Source organism: Siminovitchia sp. FSL W7-1587, from assembly GCF_037963795.1.
GTDB lineage: Bacteria > Bacillota > Bacilli > Bacillales > Bacillaceae_C > Siminovitchia > Siminovitchia thermophila.
Map to the genome: position 1 here is coordinate 3,221,295 of NZ_CP150169.1, position 24,646 is coordinate 3,245,940.

The following is a 24,646-nucleotide window of genomic DNA, read 5'->3' on the forward strand; positions in this document are numbered from 1 at the left end:
ATTTTGTTTGCTGATAGCATCAGACTAAGAACGTAAGGCCGTATGGCGACGTCTGGAAGGACTCCACCCTGCGGGCTCGATTCACTGACTTTATTTGAGCATATGTTTGGACGTTCGGTAAATACTTTATTACGATAGCTATAAAGTGAACTTTACAAGATAAGGTCCACATTTTCAGTGGGTCTTTACCTGCAGAAGGAGTGTAGAAACATGTCAGAAGATAAAGTGTACGATGTAATCGTGGCGGGTGCCGGGCCAGCAGGAATGACGGCCGCAGTGTATACATCAAGAGCGAATTTGTCGACTCTTATGCTCGAGCGGGGCGTTCCGGGAGGGCAAATGGCCGATACGGCAGACGTTGAAAACTATCCTGGTTTTGACCACATTTTAGGTCCGGACCTCTCTGCCAAGATGTTTGAGCATGCCAAAAAATTCGGGGCAGAATATGCATACGGTGATGTTCAAGAAATCGTTGACGAAGGATCATATAAAATTGTAAAAGCAGGTTCGAAAGAATACAAAGCATTGTCTGTTATCGTGGCTACGGGAGCCGAATACAGAAAGCTCGGTGTTCCGGGGGAAACTGAATTGACGGGGCGCGGCGTTTCCTACTGCGCGGTTTGTGACGGAGCTTTCTTTAAAGATAAAGAGCTTGTTGTGATCGGTGGAGGAGATTCGGCTGTAGAGGAAGGGGTCTATTTAACCCGATTTGCCTCCAAAGTAACAATTATTCACCGCCGGGATGAGCTCCGTGCCCAAAAAATTCTTCAACAGCGGGCATTCGCTAACGAAAAGGTCGACTTTATTTGGAGCCATACCGTAAAACAGATCAACGAAAAAGACGGGAAAGTAGGATCGGTCACACTTGTTTCAACGGAGACAGGTGAAGAAAGAGAGTTTTCAACGGACGGCGTGTTCGTCTATATCGGGATGGACCCGCTCACCAAATCTGTGGAGAATCTCGGAATTACGAATGATTCTGGTTATATCGAAACGAACGAAAACATGGCGACAAGCATACCAGGCGTATTTGCTGCAGGAGATGTTCGTGACAAACTGCTAAGGCAAATTGTCACCGCGACCGGAGATGGGAGCAACGCTGCCCAAAGCGCGCAAATATATATTGAACACTTGAAGGATCAACAGCTTGCCCAGTAAGCCGTAATCGCCATTTAATCTGTTTGTAACAGTGGTGAAATGTTATTTGTGTATATTTGTATATGAGATATTGACCCCCTTTTTATACAATATCCCTTTTTGAGCACAGGTGATCCTGTGCTTTTTTTAGATGCTTTTATTATGACGCTGATTCGTCACTGTTTTTCTCGGCGTGAAAATAGTATAATATAGTGAACAGTGTTTTATCTCGTTTCAGAATAATGTGCGGCGAGCGTTGAAACAGAGTCAAGGTGCGATTACGCACTGTTATGTGGATAATCGGCAAGGCGCTTTCGTGTTTACGGAAGAACTCTCATACGGCCTTGCATATACATATAGAAAGGTTCTTATTAGTTGATTAGTGGCAAGGGGTGAGGTCATTGTTAAATGGGACTTCTGAGGACATCCAATTGGTCATCATCACTGGAATGTCCGGAGCGGGAAAAACAGTAGCGATACACAGTTTTGAGGATCTTGGGTTTTTCTGTGTGGACAATTTGCCGCCTGCATTAATGCCGAAATTTCTAGAACTGATGAAGGAATCCGGCAATAAAATGAATAAGGTGGCATTGGTGATGGACTTGAGGGGCAGGGAGTTTTTTGACACGCTCCTTCGAGTGATTGATGAGTTATCGGATTCTAATTGGATTACCCCGCAAATCTTGTTTCTTGATGCTGATGATGGTGTGCTTGTGAGGAGATATAAAGAAACACGCCGCTCACATCCGCTTGCTCCGTCAGGTCTGCCGTTGGAAGGCATCATGCAGGAGCGTAAACTGCTGGAAGAATTGAAAGGCCGGGCACAGCATATTTACAATACGTCGGTCATGAAGCCGAAAGAGCTTCGTGAAAAAATTCTCACGGAATTTTCCGCGGATAGGCAAGCGATTTTTACGGTAAACGTTATGTCGTTTGGGTTTAAACACGGCATTCCGATTGATGCCGATCTCGTATTTGATGTCAGGTTTTTGCCAAACCCGCATTATATTGACCATATGAGACCCAAAACCGGATTGGAAGAAGAAGTTTCCAATTATGTGTTAAAGTGGAGCGACACGCAAAAGTTTTTGGCCAAAGTGACTGATTTGCTTAGCTTTATGCTTCCCCATTACAAACGGGAGGGAAAAAGCCAGCTTGTCGTGGCAATTGGTTGTACCGGAGGACAGCATCGTTCCGTGGCACTCGCCGAATATATTGGCCAATATTTTGAAAATGATTATCAAATCCGGATCACTCACCGTGACATCGAGAAAAAGAGGGGATTGGCTACATGAATAACAAACCATTGCCTAAAGTTGTCGTCATTGGCGGAGGAACCGGATTGTCGGTGTTGCTTAGAGGACTAAAGAAATATCCTGTTGACTTAACAGCGATTGTTACCGTTGCCGATGATGGCGGCAGTTCAGGGCGCTTGCGCAATGAGCTGGAAATACCGCCGCCTGGTGACATCAGAAACGTTCTAGCGGCTTTGTCGGATGTTGAACCGCTCATTGTAGAGATGTTCCAACATCGCTTTAACACGTCCAACGAGCTTTCCGGGCATTCTCTTGGAAATTTGATTATCGCTGCATTGACGTCCATTACCGGTGATTTCGTCTATGCTGTGAAGGAAATGAGCCGTGTTTTAAACGTACGGGGAAAGGTTCTTCCCGCCGCAAACCAGAGTGTGATTCTTCACGCGGAAATGATGGACGGTACGTTCGTTTCCGGGGAATCAAAAATTCCATATTCGGGAAAAGTAATTAAACGCGTCTATCTGACGCCGGAAGTGATTCAACCGCTGCCGGATACAATTGCAGCGATACAGGAAGCCGATTTAATCGTGATCGGGCCAGGAAGTTTATACACGAGTATTCTGCCAAATCTGCTTGTTCCAGGGCTCGGCGAGCAAGTATGCGCTGCAAAAGCGAAAAAAGTGTATATTTGCAACTTGATGACCCAGCCTGGAGAGACCCATGGTTTCACGGCGGCGGATCATGTCAAAGCGCTCAACGATCACATGAAGTGCTCGTTTATTGACACGATCATCGTGAATGACAATGGTATTCCTTCAGCCTTGCAGCACCGATATGAAGAAGAAATGGCTGTTCCTGTATATTATGATTTTGACCAGCTCCGTTCGTTCGGGATGGAAGTAATTTGCGACGAAATTGCCAGCATTGAGCAAGGGCTGATTCGGCATGATACTGAAAAAGTAGCTAACATCCTCTATTCATTATTGGGAACCAACGTGAGCCGCATTGCCAACTCGTAGGAGGTTGGTAAAGGGAGGAATATCTCATGTCATTTGCCTCGGTAACGAAAAAAGAGTTGACAAACTTATCTATAAAAGACTGTTGTACAAAAGCCGAGCTGTCAGCACTGATCAGAATGAACGGTTCACTTTCTTTTTCCAACCGGGAACTGATCGTCAATATCCAAACTGAAAACGCGGCCATTGCAAGAAGAATTTATATTCTCATCAAAAAAAATTACGATGCGGTGGTTGAACTGCTCGTCCGAAAAAAAATGAGGCTGAAAAAAAACAATGTGTACATTGTCCGGCTTCGGGATAAAGCAGAACCTCTATTAAAGGATTTAAAAATTTTGGGGGACAATTTCACGTTCATCCGTGAAATATCCCCAGCTTTGATTAGAAAGAAATGCTGCAGGCGATCCTATCTTCGGGGAGCTTTTTTGGCCGGGGGCTCAGTGAATAATCCTGAGACTTCTTCGTATCACTTGGAAATATTTTCGATTTATAAGGAACATAATGATTCCTTATGTGAATTAATGAACTCATTTCAATTGAACAGCAAGACGTTGGAGCGAAAAAACGGTTTTATCACATACTTAAAGGAAGCTGAAAAAATAACCGAGTTTTTGAATATTGTCGGGGCCCACAGCGCATTGCTCCGTTTTGAAGACGTCAGGATTGTCAGGGATATGAGAAACTCGGTCAACCGCCTTGTAAATTGCGAAACAGCCAATTTGAACAAAACGATTGGGGCGGCACTCCGGCAAGTTGAAAATATCCGCTATATTCAAGAAACCGTTGGCCTTGATTTACTTCCCGATAAATTGCGGGAAATTGCAGAGCTAAGAATGGCCCATCAAGATGTAACACTAAAAGAACTGGGAGAAATGGTGTCAGGCGGACAAATCAGCAAATCCGGCATTAATCATCGCCTTAGAAAAATCGATGAAATTGCCGATAAGCTGCGTCACGGCGATCGCTCTCTTTTATTAAATAAAAAATAAAGAATGGGAGGAAATTATTTTGGCAGAAAAAGATGTAACAGTAAAATTAAAATCAGGATTGCAGGCAAGACCTGCGGCTCAATTTGTTCAGGAGGCAAATCGCTTTTCATCCGATATTTTTATTGAAAAAGACGGAAAAAAAGTAAATGCGAAAAGCATCATGGGCTTAATGAGCTTAGCTGCGGGTTCCGGAGCAGCCATCAAGTTGATTGCTGAAGGACCTGACGAAGAAGAGGCATTGAAGAAGCTTGCCGAATTTGTGGAAAATGAACAGTAAAACAAAAAGGCCACCCCTTGGATTCCGTAAAGAACCCGGGATGGCCTTTTTCATATCATTCATTTTTATCCGTCTTCAAACCTTCATTACGCTGGATAATATGGTCAATGAGACCGTACTCTTTTGCTTTTTCTGCGGACATGAAATTGTCGCGGTCAGTGTCACGCTGAATGACTTCGAGCGGTTGGCCGGTACGTTCAGCCAAAATATTATTTAATTTTTCACGCATGGAAAGGATGCGCCTTGCAGCGATTTCAATTTCAGTCGCTTGTCCCTGCGCTCCGCCAAGCGGCTGATGGATCATAACTTCACTGTTTGGCAACGCGTACCGCTTTCCTTTCGTGCCGGCTGCAAGCAGAAATGCACCCATCGATGCAGCCATGCCGATACAGATCGTTTGTACATCTGATTTGATAAATTGCATCGTATCGTAAATGGCCATTCCGGCTGTAATGCTTCCGCCAGGGCTGTTGATGTAAATGGATATATCTTTTTCAGGGTTTTCCGCTTCAAGGAATAATAATTGAGCTACGATGGAATTCGCCACCGTGTCGTTAATGGGGCTGCCGAGCATAATGATCCGGTCTTTGAGCAATCGCGAATAAATGTCATAAGCACGTTCCCCACGGTTTGTCTGTTCAATGACTGTTGGAATTAAGGTCATAATTTATCCTCCTCATTTTTCAAGGCTTTCAACAAGCCTTTGGTAATTTGTGTATTACATTATATGTAATGATATCATACATGGATGGTCAAGGAAGGTCAAACAATTCGCTTTCTTTCCCAAAAATATATTTCCATACAAACCATATTATCCATATTACCGCATTTTAAACTAAAATAAAGGTTGCAACCTTTATTTAATTGGACTATAATAATATATCGTACGGAAAAAAAACAAGCCCTCGTAGTGTAACGGATAACACGCAAGATTCCGGTTCTTGAAATGTGGGTTCGATTCCTGCCGAGGGCGCTAAAACTTTGAAGCATCAACGTTTGTTGGTGCTTTTTTAATTGAAAGACCGACAATAGTCCGACTGGCTAATTTATTTCCTCTAACTTACGTGAACAATTCTTCTATTGTTTTATTGGGCTGAAGCTTCGACATATGCCCATAGGTTTCTAATAATATACTTTTGTCTCCAATGTAATTTAAAACAGAAATACCAGCTTCCCACATCGTCATTTCATTAGTATGACTAAACATATGTGGTGTTGTGTGTATTAGACCATTACTTTTACACAATGTTTTTAGTGCCCCGCCATAGTTTGGCATTTTAATCAATTCGCCTAGGGATTCATGAAAAACACTTTGGTCTTTTCTTTTAATCTGAGAATCATTTGTTAGCCATTCATCCTATTTGGAAATGTAAAGTCATCCAAACCAATCTCTCTTTCTCCTGTTTTGTCGTGCCATCTTCTCTCATAAGTGTTTTATCCAAGTTTAGTGTACATTTATCCTCATCAAAGTCAGAGAGCCGCAGAGCGCAAATCTCGCCTGCCCTGGCGTCAGTTACTGACAGCAAGCGGGACGCAGGTTTTATTTTTTAACGGCCAAATGTAACAGTTTTAGCTCCAATAACCTGTAAATTCCATTATTTGCTATTATCCTGCCGAATCGATAAGATAAAAAAACAATGATGTTCTGTTGGATAAAATAAGATATGAAAAACGCAGGAGGATGTAGAATGAAGGTTAAAAGAATTGTTGCCAATGTGGAGACACCGAACATTTCTAAAGCAATGTACTTCTATGGAGAAGTGCTCGGACTTGACCAGTTGATGGATATGGGATTCATTGCAACTTATGGCTCCCATGAGAAAATGGACACTCAAATTAACTTTCTTTCAGAGGGCGGCTCTGGGACACCAGTGCCCGATTTGTCAATTGAAGTTGATAATCTTGATAGTGCCCTGGCTCGGGTGAAAAAAGCAGAGATTCCAATTGAGTATGGGCCAGTTGAGGAGCCTTGGGGAGTTCGACGCTTTTATGTAAGGGATCCATTCGGAAAGCTCGTCAATATTCTTACCCACCTGCAGGAATAAAATGAATCTTGCTTTTTTAAGACTGGTTCTTTGCCTTATTTGAGGAGTGTTTATCATCCACTATTGCGTTTTACTTTTTAAAAGTAAATGCCTGTACTTCCTTTAATGACAATAGCAAGTATGCTGAGTTTAGTCACTTAAAAGTATAAGTGATCTTCGCGAAATCCCAGTAATGATGGAAAAAAATGTGTTTTACTCTACCGCAATCATCCAGACTATGGTATTTTCTTCTTAAGAGATCAATCGCATGATTAGGTGAATGTTTCCCTTAATATGGCGGAAACTCTATGGGATCTCTGTATATGACAAAAAGAAGTATTATAGAACAGGGTGGGCAAATTGGTAGAACTGAAGTTAAGAAAAATTTTAAGAAAGCTCAAAAGCAAGCATCCGCAAACGAGATATGATGCGCTTGGTGAGCTTTTTCAATTTAAGCAGCAGGATGATCTTCAGGTACAGGTTGAAGTGCTTGTAGATTGTGTTAAAGTGGCTGCCTCCAAATTTCCTGAACGTGTGGATCATTGGGATAATCCTTCTTATTATCTGATTGATTTTGTCTGTGATTTTCCAATGCCGCAGATTATGGAAGCTCTTATGAAGCATTTCGATAATCTCGATATATATGCAAAGGAGAGGACAATTGAATTTTTATTAACGACGGAGGATGATAAGGCTTTTTATTTTCTTCAAGCTAAAATCATCCATTTAATTCAAACGGAAGAATTTCCTCTTCCGATTAGAGCACTTGGTTCATACCCCGTTTTAGTGAAAAATATTCTAAATGCGACTTTGGACAAGATTCATACCGATTATTATAAATTCATGTTCTATCCTTTATTATCGATCATCAATGATTCAGGACTCGATCAAGGATATAAAAAAGAGTTCATTCTTCCTCTTTTACTAGAAGACTATCAGGCTGTAAAACAAGAATATTTACAGTTCGATCCTGATTATTCAACGAGATTTGTCTATGTGTCTTGGACGGATAGTTATTTTCTGATTAGAAATAAAATGTGTTTGTTGATTCGTTTAATGAATTACTATTTTTCAGCAGAGATTGCAAAAGAGTTAAAAGATGCTTTATCTTTTCGCGATCCTATTATCAAGACTGATGCTTTGCTCGTCTGTATATCAAAAAGCTTGCCTTATGACGATCAGATATTACTGGAGTGTGCGACACATATTGAAAGTGCTGAAATGCTCTATTGGAATTTTTTGGAACATAATTGGGAGCATCTTTATCCCGTTCACGAAGAAGTTCAGCTATTATTAGCGAGAACAAGGTTCTTTCATACAATAGCAGACAGCCCTAATGAAGATGGGACAGTGAACTATCCCGAGGATATTGAGATTGTAGACCACCTTGATACGGAAAATATCCATGGACGTCTTGTCCGTTACTATTTGATTCGTTTTAAGGTCCAGAATACTGAATATGCTGGTTGGGCCGGAGGCTATTCACTTGAAGCTGAAGACGCGCAAGGAACAATATGGGATGAGACATATTCAGATTATGTTGAATTTGACTCTGTAAGCATAGAAGAACATAAGCAAAAATTTCTTGAAAGAAGAGGCCAGTATTTTGATGCTCATGAGAACCATGTATTTTATGAGAGTTCACCGAAACTTGGTAGTGGTGTTTGGCTCACTTTAGGTCTGTTACTCCCGATTACCATAAAAACAGCCTATACAGTATTTGAGTCCCCGCTTAAATTTATTTTTACCATTGTCGCTTTAGCAATTGGTTGGTCTCTCAATGAGGCAAGAAGAAATAAGAAGAAAAAGGTGCTGATCATAGGTGACCAGCTTGTTGTTCAACACGGTTCCAAGCAGCAAAGTATTGAATTGCAAGAAATCGAGAAAATAGAGTACGACCGTAAGAATGTATTCGTTTATAATAAAAAACTTGAGCTAGCTTTCAAATTCCCGCTTAAATGGGTTCATTATTTTTTATTTCAACAACAAATGAACGAAAATGTAGCTCACTTCAAGAACAGACCATTTATACAGGCTTAGAATGTAAGCAACTGTCCCAATAGCGAATTCCATATGACTTCCTGGGACAGTTGTTTTTCTTTGATAAACCTTCTAAAGAGAAAGCGCGCCATTCGTAACATCAGGTACACGAACAACGCCGTGGAGCCAACATGTTAAGAGTATTGTTTTTGCCCATAAAAGAACTGTAAACGGATGGCGAGCTGACAGATAAAATAGCTCGAATAATGAAGTTACACACTTCATTTGAAAAACCTGCTCTTTGTTAGAGAATCGTTTCTGATAGGAAGTCCCCTGTCCCAGGAATACTGCCGGAAATAGTCGTTTCTCGGCCGCTTTTGCTCACTCCTTTTATTCTAATAGCGTTTTGACTGATTTACTTCCGAATACAAACGGTCTTTAAAAAATTAAATACTACGTTTTCTTCCTATATAAACAACAGATTGTTGCTTTTTTTACTTCTTTTGCACACATTTCAAGTTTCTCACTTATATTTGCATAAAAAAAAGCCCTTTCGGGCTTCTTTCATTACTTTACAGGAACTTCAAAGCTTACAGGCTCAGTTTGCATAAAATCGGCAGTAGTGATATCTCCAAAAACCAATTTAATGCTAGTTATAGATTCAACATCGATTTTCTTTCCTTCAGGAGCTAAAAATTCTATTACTCCATCTTGTTTCACGCCACCCTGAACTTCACCGCCGACTTTACCGGAAGTCATAAACAAATTTGCATCTAATTGCATGTCGCCAATTATAGCTTGGCCCTGGTCAGGGTAAAAATTTAGAGCAGCGCCTGTAGTATTTTCTATGTTCATACCTACAGAAACTTTATCCTCGGCAATTTTGATTTCACCAAGCGCAACCTTCATGCCCAAAACTTCTGTAGACTGATCGGAAGCGTCAAACTTTTTGGCTCCATCATCTTTGCTTTCCTCTTTGTTTTCTTCTTTTTTACCTGCTTCTTCTTTCTTTTCAGCTGTGTTTCCTTCTCCGCCTGTACCTACATCAGATGATCCACAAGCTCCTAGCATCAAGCCTAAAATTAAAAATACTAAAAACAACCATGACTTTTTAAACATATGAATCCCCCTAATTTGTATGAATATTATGCACTTATCATTTCTGTTTTTGGTTTTGTTTTTCTAAAAATACCCATTAAACCTGCAATCAATAACAGCACAAAAGGCAACAAGTAAAGTAAAAAAATAGAGATTAATCCGCCTATTGCAGATACTAACATAAGTATCCCGCCGACTTTTGGTTTCCCTTTTACCATGACAGAGCCGATGATGCCCAAAATGGATAGAGCAATTGCAACCCAACCCGAGCTGATGATAGAGCTTTCTCCCGAGCTATTAATTGTAGCGTCTACTCCGCCAATAAACAAAGCCATTATTGCTCCAAAAAAACCAAAAATGCTGCCGATTAAACCTAGCACAAATTCAGTAGTCCTTTTCAACTGTGCACCCCCCCTGTATGTTATTTTTATATAAACAAGAAAAAGGTCTTGTTTACAGCATGTATAATGGTTACATCTTCATTTTCATGAAGGTGTCGATACATTCGCTCTGCTCGTTTTCCTGAGAAAGTCAAGATCATCTGTATTTATGTATAGAGCAGAACAACTCGAATAAAAACAAAGAGAACATAAGTATGTCGTAAAAATGTAATGAGACAATATATCTAGTTTTTGTCTAAAATTTTTTATGTAAGATAACATTCAAATTTTTTAGAATGGACCACTTATTATCCGCGAAAATATATTTGTCGAGATTCATATTTTTTAAAATCAAACATTTTTTATTCGGTGATGTCTGATAGCTTGAATCTATGTTTATCCATTATCTCAGCCACACTAATGATCTACTTTCTCTTCATATGTCTTGTTGGAATTAAACATTACACACCCATTATATAACCTTACATGGTATCTTACTAACATGCAAGTGTTTGCGGCAATTTTTTCATATGCTTACATAATATGTTTCCCAGCCGCTGTAAAGGCGGGCTTAATTGGTGGATAAAAATAAGTGAAAGGTGCAGGTAGAACTGCTTTTGTGTATATAATAAAGGTAATAAAGGAGGAGTGATTCGGAATGGGGGTTACTCAACGGTTTAGCCAAACGATTGAATCTGAAGAAGAACTTCGTACCATTGTAGGGTTCCCTAGTACAATAGTAAAAAATAAGGTTATTACATATGTAGATGATCATTGTTCAAACTTTATTTCTAAATCACCATTTTTAGTTATTTCCACAGCAGATGAAGCTGGTTATTGCGATGCTTCTCCAAGGGGAGACATGCCAGGGTTTGTTCTTGTCTTAGATGAAAAGCATTTGATTATACCAGAAAGACCGGGAAATAGAAGAATTGATTCTATGCGTAATATTTTATCCAATCCCAGAGTGGGCCTTCTTTTTATCATCCCAGGTATGGAAGAAACGCTGAGAGTTAATGGAAAGGCATCCTTGGTGAAAGATGAAGAACTTCTTGAAAAAATGAAAGTGAAAGAACGAAAACCACTATTAGGTATTGGTGTAGAAGTGGAAGAATGTTTTATCCATTGTGCCAAAGCATTTAAACGCTCTCATTTATGGCAACCGGATTTCTGGGAAGATAAAGAAACATTGCCTTCTGCTTCAACCATTTTATCTGCTCACTCGAAAATGTCAAATCAAGATGTTGTTAATATTTTAGAAGAAAGTTATACGAAAAGGCTTTATTAAGTTTCCGTTGTTGAATTGAAATAGCTACTAAAAAGAATATGCACCTTGGCGAAGGGGAGACTGATATCCGACCGGATGGGCAGTCTCCAAAGTATTTTTCGTTTATGCTATAATGAGTTGACAACTTGATAATATGTGGTAGAGGTTCTAGCCCCCCTCGTTAAAAAAACTAAGCAGAAGCAATACTTCTATCTTGGGGGTATTGTTTTTTCTTTTTGTAAAGGAGTTTATCAATGCTAAAGAATGAAAAAGCGATTGTGGTTTTTAGTGGTGGACAAGATAGTACGACGTGTTTATTTTGGGCATTAAAAACGTTTAAGGAAGTAGAAGCTGTAACATTTGATTATCAGCAACGGCATAGAAAAGAGATTGAGTGTGCCAAAGCGATAGCACAAGAGTTACATGTCAAACATCATTTGTTGGATATGCAGCTGCTAAATCAATTAGCTCCGAATGCTTTGACAAGGGATCAAATTGAAATAACAAACGAAGAAGATGGAGAGTTGCCTTCGACGTTTGTTCCAGGGAGGAACTTGCTCTTCTTTTCATTTGCCGCTGTTTTGGCAAGCCAAGTGAATGCGAAGCACATTATAACGGGTGTGAGTGAAACGGACTTTAGCGGATACCCCGATTGTAGGGACGCTTTTATAAAATCTCTAAATGTGTCTATTAATTTGTCAATGGACAAGCAGTTTGTCATTCATACTCCACTCATGTGGCTAGACAAAGAAGAAACTTGGAAACTAGCCGATGAATTACATGTGTTAGATTACATCCGAGATAAAACATTGACATGCTACGAAGGAATCATCGGTGATGGCTGTGGCGACTGTCCTGCATGTCAGTTGAGAAACAAGGGGCTAGAAAAATACCTTATAGCACGAAAAGGAGGGGAGGCATGATGGGCAAAGACTTTTTCGGGTTTCGAATTGTAGAAGATTTACAAAAGCTGGGCCGGGATATTCAAAAAGATGAACTTACATACCATCATAAACGCGTGCTTGTCAGTAAGGAGTTTACCTTTGATGCGGCCCATCATCTTCACTGTTATGACGGGAAATGCAAAAATCTGCACGGGCACACTTATAAAGTCATATTTGGTATTAGCGGGTTTGTCGACGAAATAGGTCTTGTGATTGATTTTGGGGAAATCAAAGAGATTTGGAAAGAGGAAATTGAAATTCAACTTGATCACCGCTATTTAAATGAAACCTTGCCAAAGATGAATACAACTGCTGAAAACATGGTTGTTTGGATATATGAAAAAATGAGAGATTCTTTGAAAAAGAGGGCAGGAACATATAATGATGTAAAGGTGGAATTTGTTCGTTTGTATGAAACCCCTACTAGTTACGCGGAAGCTAGACGGGAGTGGATGGAAGTTGAGTAAAGTACCTGTAATAGAAATTTTTGGACCAACGATTCAAGGAGAAGGGATGGTTATCGGCCAAAAGACGATGTTTGTCCGAACAGCTGGTTGTGACTACTCTTGTTCATGGTGTGATTCTGCTTTTACGTGGGACGGTTCAGGAAAAGATACGATCAAGCTCATGGACGCGGAAGAAATTTGGCAAGAGCTCAAGTTACTTGGCGGTGATGGTTTTACTTTCGTGACGATATCTGGCGGCAATCCCGCATTATTAAAAAACCTCAGTTATTTCATCAACCTATTAAAAAAGAACAATGTACAAATCGGCTTGGAAACACAAGGAAGCAAGTGGCAGGATTGGTTTTTGGAAATTGATGAATTAACGATTTCTCCAAAGCCGCCAAGCTCTGGGATGGTAACGAACTTTTCCGCGCTTGATATGATTTTTGACAAACTAAAAAAAGCTGGCCCAACGCATAGCAGTAGTTTAAAGGTCGTTGTTTTTGATGACCGGGATTTCGACTATGCAAAACAAATGCACTATCGATACCCGGAAATTCCATTTTATCTGCAGGTAGGAAACGCCGATCATCAAACACGTGACAATCAACAGCTCGTTGAACGGTTATTGCAGAAATACGAATGGCTTGTTCATAAAGTAGTAGCAGATAACGAATGGAGGAATGTGAAAGTCCTACCCCAGCTTCATACGTTGATTTGGGGAAACAGGCGTGGCGTTTAAGAGCGATTGTAAGATGGCAGTTGATATGGTATTACCGCAAAAATTTTTGATGCTGGGACATAACTAAATCAGCTGATGAAAAAACGAACAATAAAGTGAAACTTCATTCAGTAGGGCTACTACTGAATGGTAGTTGAACCAATCGGGCATTTAGGTGCCGTTTTCTCACACTTAGACCTTTTGTATTCACTCAAGTTTTTGAAGTGGGAGTCTAACGGCACCTTACATACGGGATAAAGTAAAACTTCATTCTGTAGGCGATTTTTCCATCTCCTACAGAATGTTCGTTCAACGGCTGGGACATAAGTTGAAAGCTGATTCATATTCGTAAAATCGTGAGAATAAAACCACGTGAAATCAAGGTTTTAAACTTGATTCCATGTGGTTTATTTCATTTTTACAGGGTTTTGTCCGGGCCCCTTTGCTATTTCATATTTGCTTATGTCCCGGCCTTTTTTATTCTTTCAAAAATAAGTGATGAAGGAGGAGTCGTTTAGAACCCGATTGAGAGTGAAACGCTTTTTTTAAGGATTTAAGAAAAATGTAATCACTTCGTAATTGTTTGGTTAGAATCTTTGTTTACGATTTTGATGTATTCGAAATGGCACCCGAGCAACGGAGGAATTACTATCTGTTGCTGATACGGAAAAGAAGCGGGCTAGCGTTTTCCGATAGAGCTGCCGTGGGCATACTGCTGTTTATTGCTGCTGACTGAAACTTGCTCTGGAACGTCATGAAGATGGATCCGTTAGAGGCCAGGGAGAGGATTGAATAATGAGAAATGACATTTTAAAATTGGAACATAATGGAGATGCGCAAGCAAAGGTTCTGAAAGTTTTTTCATTGGCAGTTAAGGTCCTTGCGTTCTGGAAAAAGCTATTTAATGGCGCCGATAGGCAGACTCACCATCGGCCGTGGATTCCAAGTCTTTAAACTGGGAGTCCGGCATGTCGATATGAGTCTGGATGGGAGAGGCGGCCAAGCATCATTTCCCAAAACAATATCAACGGTTGGCACTTGCGAGAGCTTTCATCAATCATTCTTCCATTACTTTCGCTGATGAGCCGACAACGCTCAAAGCAGGGAAGGCGAAAGGAGAGTAGTTGAAATACCTCAAGGTTAAATCCCGCAAAAGCGCCCATCATTGAAGAGCGTATGTTTGATCTCTGTAAAAGTTATCAGATCGGTAATGATAATAATGAGTGTAAAAGATTCGTTTCGTACACTCCGTTTGAGTCACTTTTATATAGCAGTTCATTATTGGGGTGAATAGATGTCCATCAAAAAACGTTTACTTTTATCAAATATAGGCATGGTGATCATTCCTGTTATTTTATTTATTGTTTTGGAAATGATTATTGGATATATTTTGTTTTATCCTTTGAAAGGTGAGATCAATAAAGCATCACTGGATTTTTTTCTGTCGATTAGGCTTTTCATTTTAATCTTTGTACTTATCTTAACGAATGGGCTTTTGACATTTTTAGTGTCAAAAAGTATTATTAATCCACTCCGAAATTTAAAGAAGGCGACCCGTGAAATCAGCAGTGGAAACCTTGATGCGAAAGTGGAGGTAACAGGTTCAAACGATGAATTAAGTGAACTTGCCCATGCTTTTGAAATTATGAGGCGTAAGTTAAAGGAAGCACATGATATACAAAAACAATATGAAGAAAACCAGAAGGAGTTAATAGCGAGTATCTCGCATGACTTGAAAACCCCTTTGACAAGCATCAAGGGATACATTCGGGGCATTTCTGATGGAGTAGCCAATACACCTGAAAAGATGGATCGCTATATAAAGATCGTTGAAAAAAAAGCTGATGAAATGGAATCATTAATTTCCGAGCTGCTCCTGTACTCCAAACTGGATTTACCCCATGTTCCTTATGAAATGCGTGAATTGGATTTGTTAGCGTATTTCGAAGATTATTTGGAAGATTTACGCCCCCATTTGGCCAAGCGAAACATTCACATAACGTTGGAATATGATCGCAGCCATTCTTATTTGGTTATGGCCGATCGAGAAAAACTGAATCGTGTCGTTGCCAATATTGTCCAAAACAGCATTAGTTTTATGGATAAGGAAAATAAACATTTGAAATTCAAGTTGACATCAAACAACAAAGAGGTGCTGATTGAAATTCAAGATAATGGGATGGGTGTTTCAAGAGATGAGTTGCCCTATCTGTTTGACCGTTTCTATCGCACCGATGTGTCCCGCAATTCAACTACGGGAGGCAGTGGACTGGGCTTGGCGATCGTTAAAAAAATCATTGATGGCCACGGCGGGGCAGTTTGGGCAAGAGGTGATATTGGACAAGGATTACGTATATATTTCACTTTGAAAAAGCGAGTGGAGGCGGATCATGTTGAGCAGGATATTGGTGATTGAAGATGAACTGAGTATTGCCGAGCTGGAGCGGGACTATCTTGAATTGAACGGATATGAAGTTGATATTGCCACAAACGGGCGGGAAGGACTCAAATTATTTAAAGAAAAATCGTATCGGTTAGTTCTTTTAGATGTTATGCTTCCCGACAGTGATGGTTACGAAATTTGCAAACAAATGAGAGATATATCCGATATCCCAATCATCATGGTGACTGCTAAAAATGAAGACATAGACATGATTAGGGGACTAGGGCGTGGTGCGGATGACTATATTGAGAAACCTTTCAATCCGAATAAATTAATAGCTAGGGTAAAGGCTCATATAGCAAGATATGACCGCCTTGTATCCCGCGACCAAAAAGCACTGGACGAAATAAAAATAAGAGATTTGCTCATACAGCCTGCTACTCGGAAAGTATATGTACATGATCAGGAAAAAATATTGACAGCCAAAGAGTTCGACTTGCTTGTCTTTTTAGCTTCTTCACCAAATCAGGTCTTCAGCAAAGAACATTTGTTGGAACAGGTGTGGGGATTTGATTTTTATGGCGACATTACGACTGTTACGGTACACATCAGAAGACTTAGAGAAAAAATGGAGGAAAACCCCTCCCAACCAGAATATATTGAAACCGTTTGGGGTGTTGGGTACCGATTGAAACGATAAGCAGGAACCGGGACAAAAGTTGAAAGCTAATGGATATTCTTAAAAATCGTGAGAATAAAACCTAAACCGCGTGAAATCAAGGTTTTCTAAACTTGATTCCATGCGGTCTTTTCATTTTTATAGGGTTCTGTCCCGGCTTTTTTTGTAAAAAACCACATTTAATATTTATGTAAGAAATTCATAAGAGTGTTGTTAGAATGGCTGGATAAAATGACGTTGTAAATAACGTAAACCGGAGGGAATCATATGAATGAAACAATGTCACGAAGGCCGTTACTTCAAAATACGTATATAGGATTGGGCTTTATTTTTTTAGTTTGTTTATTGATTCAATTTTTGCTGGCAGGTTTGTCTATTTTTAAAGATCCGGCAACATGGGCCGCCCATAGAAATTTTGTCCATTTGTTTGGCTATACGCTCCCTATACTGATGATCATTTGTTCAATGATGGGAAGATTTTTTGGCCTTATTTACAAAGAGTTGTTGGCTATTTTTCTTCTCATTTTCTTGATGTACCTAACTGCAAATTCGGGCTGGAAAGTTGGCTGGTTAGGCGCCCTTCACCCGGTTGTGGGCTTACTTTTAATGTGTGTAACAGGTGTTGGTTTAGTGAAAGTGTACAAAAGAGGCGGGCAGAAAACCGATAAAAAAGTGGAGAATAAGAAGAGAGGACTCATTTCGTTGGTTTTGATCGGTGCTGTCGGCGGTTTTGTTGCCGGGCTTCTATTATCAAATATAGTAGGGGGGATTGGAGTTATTCTATTTGAAAAAGCAATAGGGGTTCAATTTTTGCCAATCTATCTTGCTGTTATTTCATCTATTATGGTTCCGGTTTTAAAGTACCGAAGAGAATAATATGAAAATGCGAGTCTAGAGATGAAGCCATCTGATAACAGGTATTATGGATTGGATATATAAGATAGTTACCGTTGTAGAAAATGCCAATCATGAGGTTTCCAGATGTTGGGCATGAACGGAAGGCTGCCTTTACAGGATGGGCAGGTTATAAAGACTTTTGCCAATCTGATGAAAATGGACGTAATAGAACTCACTCTGGATGTGGAATTGAGCTCAGAAAAAAGCATATGCCATCTTTTTACTGAGGATAAAAGATTAAGTATATGGCATTTTCATTACCCTACTAGAAAAGAGGAAATAAAATGAAGCAAAAGATAGCTTATGTCTTTATGTTATCCTACCTGTGGGTAACGTTGATTATGTTGGGGGCTTTTGCTCTGGAAGTTTTTATGGTGTATCCTAATATATTTCACGATGTTCCAAATTCATTTGAAATTTCAATGGACTTTATGAAAGTGGCCAGTCCACACACTTTCTTTCCTCCTCTTGGATTGGCAAGCTGGTTGACTGGCCTGGGAGCTTTAATCCTGAGTTGGGAAGCAAAAGCAGCGCGTTACTGGATATTAGGAAGCATTATGGTGATGATTTTATTAGGGTTGATATCAATGGTGTTCGAATGGCCCCGAAACGAGATTATGTTTATCGAAGGAAATAAAGTACATTCAGTTGCTTTTCTTAAACAAACCGCCCGCGAATTTTTGGTCATCAATTGGTTAAGGATAGCATGTAATACGATTGGCGCAGTCCTAGTATTTAAGGGTTTTCTGATGTTTTTTCAGTATAGATTGCGTGAAGGTAAATGATACTCGACGAATCAGCGATATTGTGAAACATGCTTCCTGGCGAGAGCCAGACTCCCTTGGAGCGTGTTCGATAAACTGTAAGCCAAACAGGGATCTTCTAAAAAGCCCCAAAAATCTATCAGTCGGAAGAAAACAAAGTGTTTTCCTTCGGCTGATTTTGTACTTTCAGGCCCTCACCTTGCAAGCAACTGAGGTGGGTAATTCATTAAACAAAACTATAACTAAAATAAAGTTTCATTATACTGATTGTAAAGGGATTTACTTCGCCTTTCCGCTTATATTTCTCAGCTCCCAAGCTCTCACAATTGCGAACTTTACTAGTTATTGGATCCTATAAGGCCGAAAATTGTTTAAGGAATGATTCGATATCCTTTACATTCTTTGAATGTGAACGGCCAGTTTATTGCTGAATACCCTACGATGATTTGTATAAACTTCCAGAAAATTGAATGGGTCATGGCCGATATTGAAACGACGAGGGCCTTTAAAAAGTGTTAAAGGTGGTCATGATGCCCAATGAAAATATTCAACTTTACACTGACTTTTTTTCGTCTGTTTCCATTGCGAAATCTATTATTGCAAAAATTAAAGATAATATCATTTTCGTAATGAACTGCAAATCAATAGAATTCATGAATGCATCCAAAAAGGAAATGATAGCCCAGTTTACTAAAAATGAAAACATGAATAGGCCCATTTTCATATGGAGTTTTGACCATTTTCCGGAAATCTTCATTAAAGAGAGCAAAACTTTTACGACACCATCGCCAATAATTCCTAAAAGAAAATAAAATAGGGTAAACAAAAACAGTGACCAAAGAGTATCGTATTTGACGCCTAATATGCTGAATAAACCTAGAATCCCAAAATAATAAATTGCTATTACAAAAGCAATTGCCCCTACTACCAATAAAGTAAGGATCGTAATAATAAAAACCTTTGATCCAAAGCTTTCATCTTTGGATGATGTATGATTGCTCATTAAGAAACACCTCGCGTCTATTATAACAATAAGGGGTAGCATCCAAAAAGGATATTTACAAAAATGAAACACGATACATCAAAAAACACGAAAAAACTTTTATGAGAGGACGTTATTTTGGGCAATTAGTTGCAGGAAAATATATCCTTTTGTCGAAATACAGTATGTGGAAGGGGGAGATACTCTTGTTTAGAAAGATTTTTTCAGGGATATGTTGCATTCTCATTTTTATGCTCATTATTCCAAGCTATTCTCATGCTCATCCTGGCAGAACTGATGCAAATGGAGGGCATACCTGTAGAACGAATTGCGAAAAGTGGGGGTTAAAGCAAGGAGAATATCATTATCATAATGGTGGCAGTTCCGGAGGGGGAGGAGGTTCATCCAATAACAGCGCACCCACTCAAACTCCAAATGTGAATAAGCAAACGGAGGAACAACGCAAACAAGAGGAATTAGCTAGACAAAAAGCGGAAGAAGAAAGAAAAAAAGCGGAAGAAGAAAAACAGAAGGCTGAACAAGAGAGGCAATTGGGGGTAAAAGAAGGAGCCGCCCAAGCTGCAAAAGATTTCGAGGAAAATGTAAATGATCCTGATAAATATCTTAACGACAAGTCAACACATTACGTGGAAGGGTTTAAAAAAAGTTATAACGATACCTGGAACGATAAGCAAGATGAAAAAGATTATTATCAAAAGGGATATGATCAAGGATTACATCAAGAAGAACTTAATGTAGATCAAGTTCCGGATCATAGAGTAGACGTTTTCAAAGAAGGTTTTAAGTCGGGCAACGATGAAAGAATAGAAAAAATAAAAAAAGAGCAGTACAAATTGGGGAAAAACCACGGTAAGAAAAAAGAAGAAATGAATCCTGGCAATACCGACCGCGAGGAATATGTTAAAGCTTATAACAAAGGTTACAGGTCCGGCATAAAAAAGACAATCACTAAAGAGGGAAAAAAGTTTGCAAAGACTAACTATAGTGTCAAAGTTCCCAAAGAGTATAAAAACAATAAAGATTATTCCAAGTGGTTTAAGCAAGGGTTTAAGTCTAATAAAAAAGCAGCAGAAGTTAGAAAGGCGGGATTCAAAAAAGGAAAGAAACTTTTTTCAACTAGTCGAGTCCCCAAAGAGTATAAAAAGTATAGTGAATTATATAAAGAAGCCTATAAAAAAGGCAAGGCCTCTTAAATTATTTTCTTTCCCGCTTTCCATAGGGATCTGCCATTTGGCTATATTAAAAGCCAATAAATGAGCACTTATATTTATTAGCACGAATCCGGTGCTTTATAACATGAAACAGATTATAGTGAAGTTTGGGGAGTCAACCGCCTGGGGCGCTTTGATTCCCGTTTTTTATACACTTTAACGTCCCTCTCACTGTATGCGCGAACCTTTTACCATTATATCCAAGTAGCCTATGAAGAACATATTGGCGATAACTTAATCCTCAAGCGGGCTCTCGGTAACTAAATCATATAAATGGCCCGGCGTTGGCCGGGATTTCGTACTTGATTAAATCGTCGTGACTTTATACTTCCTTTTCGGATAGTCTCGACCTTGCCTGTCCGCTAACCGTGTACATTTACCAATGCATTTTTTCTCTGTATAGTCGCTATTCATGTGATTGTGCGTTTAATCCCTCATCATGCAGAGCGTTTTTGTAAGGATTGTTGCGCTTGACAATATTTCTCTCGACATTTTTCGCAACCTTGAGTAATATCAATATATGAGTAGGTTTAACTGATCTCATTCATGTAGCTACATTTCTTCAAGGTGCAAGCAAAGTGATTATATGAAGCGATAAAATCTTTTATGGCCATAATGGTTAAAGCCTTGAATCATCAACATTTGTTGGTGTTTTTTTGTACAGTCGACCCATTTTTCCTTTTTGTTAGAAAAAAAAGCCCGGAATATCCGGACGGAAAGAAAAAAAGGAGATAACCTCCTGGGAGGCAAAGTCTCCATCTATACTAAAAAGGGGGTATTTACAAGGCCATTCACCTTGCTTATCATCATTGTACAACAAGTTTTTATTGATTACATGTGCCATTAGGCTCGACATTTTATGAGAAAAAAGCCCATATTTGGACTTTATGTTGCATATTTACCAATATTTTTTATGCTTCCAGCCGCAATGGTGTTTTGGAGGGCAGACACAATAATGTTCTTCCGAAATGGAGTTGACGGCAGATTTTGTATGTGGATAGGAATGCATGTATTTATAAGTCGTATGGTTGATTTGGGTTGTATGGCTCGGGTGCATAACCGGGATATAGACATCTTGCCCGACATATTCAGTGTTTTGCTTAGTGGGGCTGATTTGGGCAGGCATCGTTTTGGCGGGCAATTGCATAGCCGGTTTGACCGGTGGATAGCCGCACTTACACGGTTTTTTGCAGCTGCAAGGCTTATGGTACATTCTCATGAAAAAAGCCTCCTTTTTAAAATATCGTATACTCATTCTTATGAAAGACAACCGTCCAACGGTTGTACAACGGCCTAGTTCGCTGAAAAATAGGCCTGATGGGTGAGGCGACGAGAAAATGATTCTATATACGCGAAAATCAAAATATAGTAAAATAGTTGTGGGGGGAGGAAGGGCAAATGAAAATGGAACCGGCTTTACTACAGAAACAGACGCTTAATTTGACAATGACACAGGAATTGCAGCAAGCAATCACCATTTTACAATACACTGCCCATGAGTTAACGGCGTTTCTTGAAATGAAAGAAATGGAAAATCCGCTCATCCAGTTGGAATCACCGATCGTCCAGTCCGTCGATCCCCGCTACGACATGGTGAAGAAGCGGAAAATAACGAACCAGGAACACGATCAAAAGAAGTGGCTCGAACAAATGGCGGAGCCGACTGAAAATTTGGCGGATCACTTGTTTTCTCAGCTCTTGATGAAAGCGTTATCGGAAAAGCAACGCAAATTGGCAGAGCAGTTTATATATAATCTGGATCCTAACGGTTATTTAACGATTACCCTGGAGGAAGCGGCTGCTGCCGAACAAGCAACTATAAACGAAGCGGAAGAAGTGCTTGAAATCATTCAAAGCCTTGAACCGGCTGGAATCGCCGCCCGTTCATTGCAGGAATGTTTGCTGCTCCAAACAAAAAGAAAGCAAAGCACACCGGCGCTTGTGATCGATTTGCTCTCGGGCTTTTTCACAGAGTTTGCGGAGAAGAAATGGAAGCTCCTTTCTGAGCAACTGTCTGTCAGCTTGCAAGAAATCCAAAAAGCGGCTGATTTTATCACGACACTCGATCCGCGGCCCGGCATCCAGTTTGATCATGAGAGGACACAATATGTCATACCGGACCTTATTCTTGAAATCAATGACGGAACACTTGAGTTACGTCTGTTTGAAAGGAACCTTCCCGACATTCGCTACCAATCAGACTATTATAATACGATGTCGCAAATTGCGGATGAAAAGGTGAAGCAATTTTTAAATGATAAACGCCAGGATTACCGCTGGATTGTGCGCAGTATCGAACAGCGGAAGCAAACTTTGATGAAGGTGGGCATGGCCATTTTGGAAGAACAGCAGGATTTCTTTTTAAAAGGCCCGAGTTATCTAAAACCGCTCACGTTAAAGGATGTGGCTGAAAAAATTGATATGCATGAATCAACTGTTAGCCGGGCCGTTAGAGGCAAATACATCCAAACGCCAAGCGGTATGCATGAACTAAAGAGATTCTTCTCGCAAGCTCTCCAAACCGGAGCCAATTCGGATACCGAACAGGCTTCTGCCGCTCAGGCGAAAGCGCTGATCGAGGCAATGATAGCCAAAGAAGACAAAAAGAAGCCTCTTTCCGACCAATTAATCGCGGATAGGCTGAAGGAAAAAGGGTTGAAGCTCTCCAGAAGAACGGTAGCCAAATATCGGGAACAGCTCCGCATCCCTTCATCCACGAAAAGAAAACGGTATGAGTAAGGAATGGAATACAACATGGAAGTTTATTATTATACAAGAAAAAAATGCCCCCTCTGCGATGAGGGACTGCTGGTTTTACAAATGCTTCAACGAAAATATTCGTATGAGTTAATTGAAAAAGACATTGACGAAAGTGATGATTTAACAGAAAAATTCGGCTTAATGATCCCGGTAGTAGAAATTCGTGGAAAAATTGTTCAATATGGGATGATCGATCCTGTCACGATAGAAGATCAATTACGTAAATTTGAAAGTTGAAACGTTGCTGCGTACCTGTTACAATCAGTATGAAGGTAACAGGTTTCTTTTTTTTTTGATGAATTGGGACAAAAAACGTCCATGTGGGACGATTTTGAGGGGGTCGCATATTGCAAAAACTGTTAAAACTTCAACAAAAGCTGGTGCCAGATCTCCTTAAGATCATCCAAAAGCGGTACCAAATTTTAAAGTCCATTCAATTGACAGGACCTATCGGAAGAAGACCGCTCGCACATATGCTCGATATGACGGAACGTGTACTCAGAAGCGAGGTTGACTTTTTAAAAGAGCGGCAACTGATATCGGCACGGCCGGCGGGAATGGAAATTACAGATGACGGCATGGTGCTACTGAAGGAGCTGGCTGAATTAGTTCGCGGGATAACAGGGATTCATGAACTCGAAGAGCAGTTGAACAGGCTGCTCGGAATCGCTGAAGTGAAAATTATTCCCGGCGATTCAGACGACACTCCTGTTGTCAAGGAAGAGTTGGGCCAGGCCTGTGCCGATCAATTAAAAAAGATTTTGAAAGCCCAAAATATCATTGCCGTGACCGGTGGGACAACAATGGCCTGCGCCGCGGAAATGATGACACGGGAAATCGGTAAAGGAAAACAGATACTATTTGTACCTGCCCGGGGAGGCGTTGGGGATGATGTGAAAAATCAAGCCAACTCTATTTGCGCCAAAATGGCCGAACAAACGGGCGGGAGCCATCGGGCATTATATATTCCGGATCAGGTGAGTGAAAAAGTACGTGAGTCGCTTTTGCAAGATCCCAATATATCGGAAGTATTAAATTTGATTCAATCGGCTAATATCGTATTACACGGAATCGGGGATGCCATTAAAATGGCAACACGGCGAAACACGAACGATGCAGATATGGATAAACTGCTCAAAGAGCAGGCAGTGGGGGAGGCATTTGGCTATTACTTTAATATCGAGGGAGAAGTTGTCCATAAGGTATCCACTGTCGGCTTGCAATTGGCAGATCTGCACCGCGCCCGTCATGCCGTTGCGGTTGCCGGAGGAAAGTCAAAAGCAAAAGCGATCCAATCTTATATGAAAAGTGCTCCACCCAACACGGTGTTTATTACAGATGAGGGTGCGGCCAAAGAATTGTTCAAAGCACTGACAAACATATAAACAGCAACCTTTGAAGGAGGACATACATG

General features: G+C 40.2%; 25 protein-coding genes and 1 tRNA gene. 21 read left to right on the plus strand and 5 right to left on the minus strand.

Annotation, left to right across the window (positions count from 1 at the left end):
- Positions 1-210 precede the first annotated feature (210 nt).
- From trxB to NST31_RS15060, 5 genes are all read left to right on the plus strand, one after another.
- On the plus strand, positions 211-1,158 hold the full coding sequence (trxB, locus tag NST31_RS15040) for a thioredoxin-disulfide reductase (RefSeq protein ID WP_339161679.1): 948 nt from the start codon (positions 211-213) through the stop codon (positions 1,156-1,158).
- 380 nt (positions 1,159-1,538) lie between these two features.
- Positions 1,539-2,432: an RNase adapter RapZ gene (gene rapZ / locus NST31_RS15045; protein WP_077112876.1), complete on the plus strand. Its 894-nt coding sequence runs from the start codon at positions 1,539-1,541 to the stop codon at positions 2,430-2,432.
- Complete coding sequence (locus tag NST31_RS15050; RefSeq protein ID WP_205178729.1) at positions 2,429-3,412, plus strand: YvcK family protein; 984 nt, start codon at positions 2,429-2,431, stop codon at positions 3,410-3,412. Before rapZ ends, NST31_RS15050 begins: the two co-directional genes overlap by 4 nt.
- 26 nt (positions 3,413-3,438) lie before the next feature.
- Complete coding sequence (gene whiA, locus NST31_RS15055) at positions 3,439-4,398, plus strand: DNA-binding protein WhiA (RefSeq protein WP_339161682.1); 960 nt, start codon at positions 3,439-3,441, stop codon at positions 4,396-4,398.
- Positions 4,399-4,417: 19 nt separating this feature from the next.
- The gene (locus tag NST31_RS15060; protein ID WP_077112873.1) at positions 4,418-4,675 is read left to right on the plus strand and encodes an HPr family phosphocarrier protein; all 258 of its coding nucleotides are present in this window, start codon (positions 4,418-4,420) and stop codon (positions 4,673-4,675) included.
- Positions 4,676-4,730: 55 nt separating this feature from the next.
- Here NST31_RS15060 and clpP read toward each other — a convergent pair whose 3' ends face one another.
- Entirely contained in the window at positions 4,731-5,339 is a 609-nt protein-coding gene (gene clpP / locus NST31_RS15065) for an ATP-dependent Clp endopeptidase proteolytic subunit ClpP (RefSeq protein WP_077112872.1), read from the minus strand.
- A 237-nt stretch (positions 5,340-5,576) separates the two neighbouring features.
- Here clpP and NST31_RS15070 point away from each other — a divergent pair.
- From NST31_RS15070 to NST31_RS15080, 3 genes are all read left to right on the plus strand, one after another.
- Positions 5,577-5,648: transfer RNA gene (locus NST31_RS15070), tRNA-Arg, on the plus strand.
- Positions 5,649-6,363: 715 nt separating this feature from the next.
- Positions 6,364-6,720: a VOC family protein gene (locus NST31_RS15075; protein ID WP_077112870.1), complete on the plus strand. Its 357-nt coding sequence runs from the start codon at positions 6,364-6,366 to the stop codon at positions 6,718-6,720.
- Between the two features lie 339 nt (positions 6,721-7,059).
- Positions 7,060-8,739 carry a hypothetical protein gene (locus tag NST31_RS15080; protein WP_339161686.1) on the plus strand — a complete coding sequence of 560 codons (1,680 nt, stop codon included), beginning with the start codon at positions 7,060-7,062 and terminating at the stop codon, positions 8,737-8,739.
- A gap of 507 nt (positions 8,740-9,246) precedes the next feature.
- Here NST31_RS15080 and NST31_RS15085 read toward each other — a convergent pair.
- Together NST31_RS15085 and NST31_RS15090 are read right to left on the minus strand one after the other, a co-directional pair.
- On the minus strand, positions 9,247-9,798 hold the full coding sequence (locus NST31_RS15085; RefSeq protein WP_077112868.1) for a hypothetical protein: 552 nt from the start codon (positions 9,796-9,798) through the stop codon (positions 9,247-9,249).
- Positions 9,799-9,824: 26 nt separating this feature from the next.
- Positions 9,825-10,178 (minus strand): DUF4064 domain-containing protein, encoded by a 354-nt coding sequence (locus NST31_RS15090; protein ID WP_077112867.1) that lies wholly within the window; start codon positions 10,176-10,178, stop codon positions 9,825-9,827.
- 637 nt (positions 10,179-10,815) lie between these two features.
- On the opposite strand from NST31_RS15090, the gene NST31_RS15095 reads away from it, so the two are divergent.
- From NST31_RS15095 to NST31_RS15135, 9 genes are all read left to right on the plus strand, one after another.
- Positions 10,816-11,445: a pyridoxamine 5'-phosphate oxidase family protein gene (locus tag NST31_RS15095; protein ID WP_339161690.1), complete on the plus strand. Its 630-nt coding sequence runs from the start codon at positions 10,816-10,818 to the stop codon at positions 11,443-11,445.
- A 233-nt stretch (positions 11,446-11,678) separates the two neighbouring features.
- Positions 11,679-12,347: a 7-cyano-7-deazaguanine synthase QueC gene (gene queC, locus NST31_RS15100; protein WP_339161693.1), complete on the plus strand. Its 669-nt coding sequence runs from the start codon at positions 11,679-11,681 to the stop codon at positions 12,345-12,347.
- Positions 12,347-12,835, plus strand: coding sequence for a 6-carboxytetrahydropterin synthase QueD (gene queD / locus NST31_RS15105; protein ID WP_205178789.1), 489 nt, complete (start codon positions 12,347-12,349; stop codon positions 12,833-12,835). The genes queC and queD overlap by 1 nt, the downstream gene beginning before the upstream one ends.
- Positions 12,828-13,556 (plus strand): 7-carboxy-7-deazaguanine synthase QueE, encoded by a 729-nt coding sequence (gene queE / locus NST31_RS15110; protein WP_339161696.1) that lies wholly within the window; start codon positions 12,828-12,830, stop codon positions 13,554-13,556. Before queD ends, queE begins: the two co-directional genes overlap by 8 nt.
- Before the next feature lie 774 nt (positions 13,557-14,330).
- Positions 14,331-14,489, plus strand: coding sequence for a hypothetical protein (locus tag NST31_RS15115; RefSeq protein ID WP_339161699.1), 159 nt, complete (start codon positions 14,331-14,333; stop codon positions 14,487-14,489).
- A 340-nt stretch (positions 14,490-14,829) separates the two neighbouring features.
- Positions 14,830-15,951 (plus strand): HAMP domain-containing sensor histidine kinase, encoded by a 1,122-nt coding sequence (locus NST31_RS15120; protein WP_205178759.1) that lies wholly within the window; start codon positions 14,830-14,832, stop codon positions 15,949-15,951.
- Positions 15,929-16,618, plus strand: a complete 690-nt coding sequence (locus tag NST31_RS15125) for a response regulator transcription factor (protein ID WP_077112921.1) — start codon at positions 15,929-15,931, stop codon at positions 16,616-16,618. Before NST31_RS15120 ends, NST31_RS15125 begins: the two co-directional genes overlap by 23 nt.
- 246 nt (positions 16,619-16,864) lie before the next feature.
- Entirely contained in the window at positions 16,865-17,473 is a 609-nt protein-coding gene (locus NST31_RS15130; protein ID WP_205178761.1) for a DUF5957 family protein, read from the plus strand.
- Between the two features lie 305 nt (positions 17,474-17,778).
- Complete coding sequence (locus tag NST31_RS15135; RefSeq protein WP_339161702.1) at positions 17,779-18,279, plus strand: hypothetical protein; 501 nt, start codon at positions 17,779-17,781, stop codon at positions 18,277-18,279.
- A 532-nt stretch (positions 18,280-18,811) separates the two neighbouring features.
- Here NST31_RS15135 and NST31_RS15140 read toward each other — a convergent pair.
- Positions 18,812-19,261, minus strand: a complete 450-nt coding sequence (locus tag NST31_RS15140; RefSeq protein ID WP_205178763.1) for a YrvL family regulatory protein — start codon at positions 19,259-19,261, stop codon at positions 18,812-18,814.
- A 185-nt stretch (positions 19,262-19,446) separates the two neighbouring features.
- Here NST31_RS15140 and NST31_RS15145 point away from each other — a divergent pair, with 185 nt between their 5' ends.
- Positions 19,447-20,454 (plus strand): YHYH domain-containing protein, encoded by a 1,008-nt coding sequence (locus tag NST31_RS15145; RefSeq protein WP_236016966.1) that lies wholly within the window; start codon positions 19,447-19,449, stop codon positions 20,452-20,454.
- Between the two features lie 916 nt (positions 20,455-21,370).
- Here NST31_RS15145 and NST31_RS15150 read toward each other — a convergent pair.
- A complete protein-coding gene (locus NST31_RS15150) occupies positions 21,371-21,691 on the minus strand; it encodes a CotD family spore coat protein (RefSeq protein ID WP_083717621.1) in 321 nt (106 codons plus the stop codon).
- Positions 21,692-21,870: 179 nt separating this feature from the next.
- On the opposite strand from NST31_RS15150, the gene rpoN reads away from it, so the two are divergent.
- The 3 genes from rpoN (at position 21,871) to NST31_RS15165 (ending at position 24,617) form a co-directional block, all read left to right on the plus strand.
- Positions 21,871-23,211, plus strand: coding sequence for an RNA polymerase factor sigma-54 (gene rpoN / locus NST31_RS15155; protein ID WP_205178771.1), 1,341 nt, complete (start codon positions 21,871-21,873; stop codon positions 23,209-23,211).
- 15 nt (positions 23,212-23,226) lie between these two features.
- Positions 23,227-23,469: a glutaredoxin family protein gene (locus tag NST31_RS15160; protein ID WP_205178773.1), complete on the plus strand. Its 243-nt coding sequence runs from the start codon at positions 23,227-23,229 to the stop codon at positions 23,467-23,469.
- A 110-nt stretch (positions 23,470-23,579) separates the two neighbouring features.
- Positions 23,580-24,617, plus strand: a complete 1,038-nt coding sequence (locus NST31_RS15165) for a sugar-binding domain-containing protein (protein ID WP_077112918.1) — start codon at positions 23,580-23,582, stop codon at positions 24,615-24,617.
- Positions 24,618-24,646: the final 29 nt, after the last annotated feature.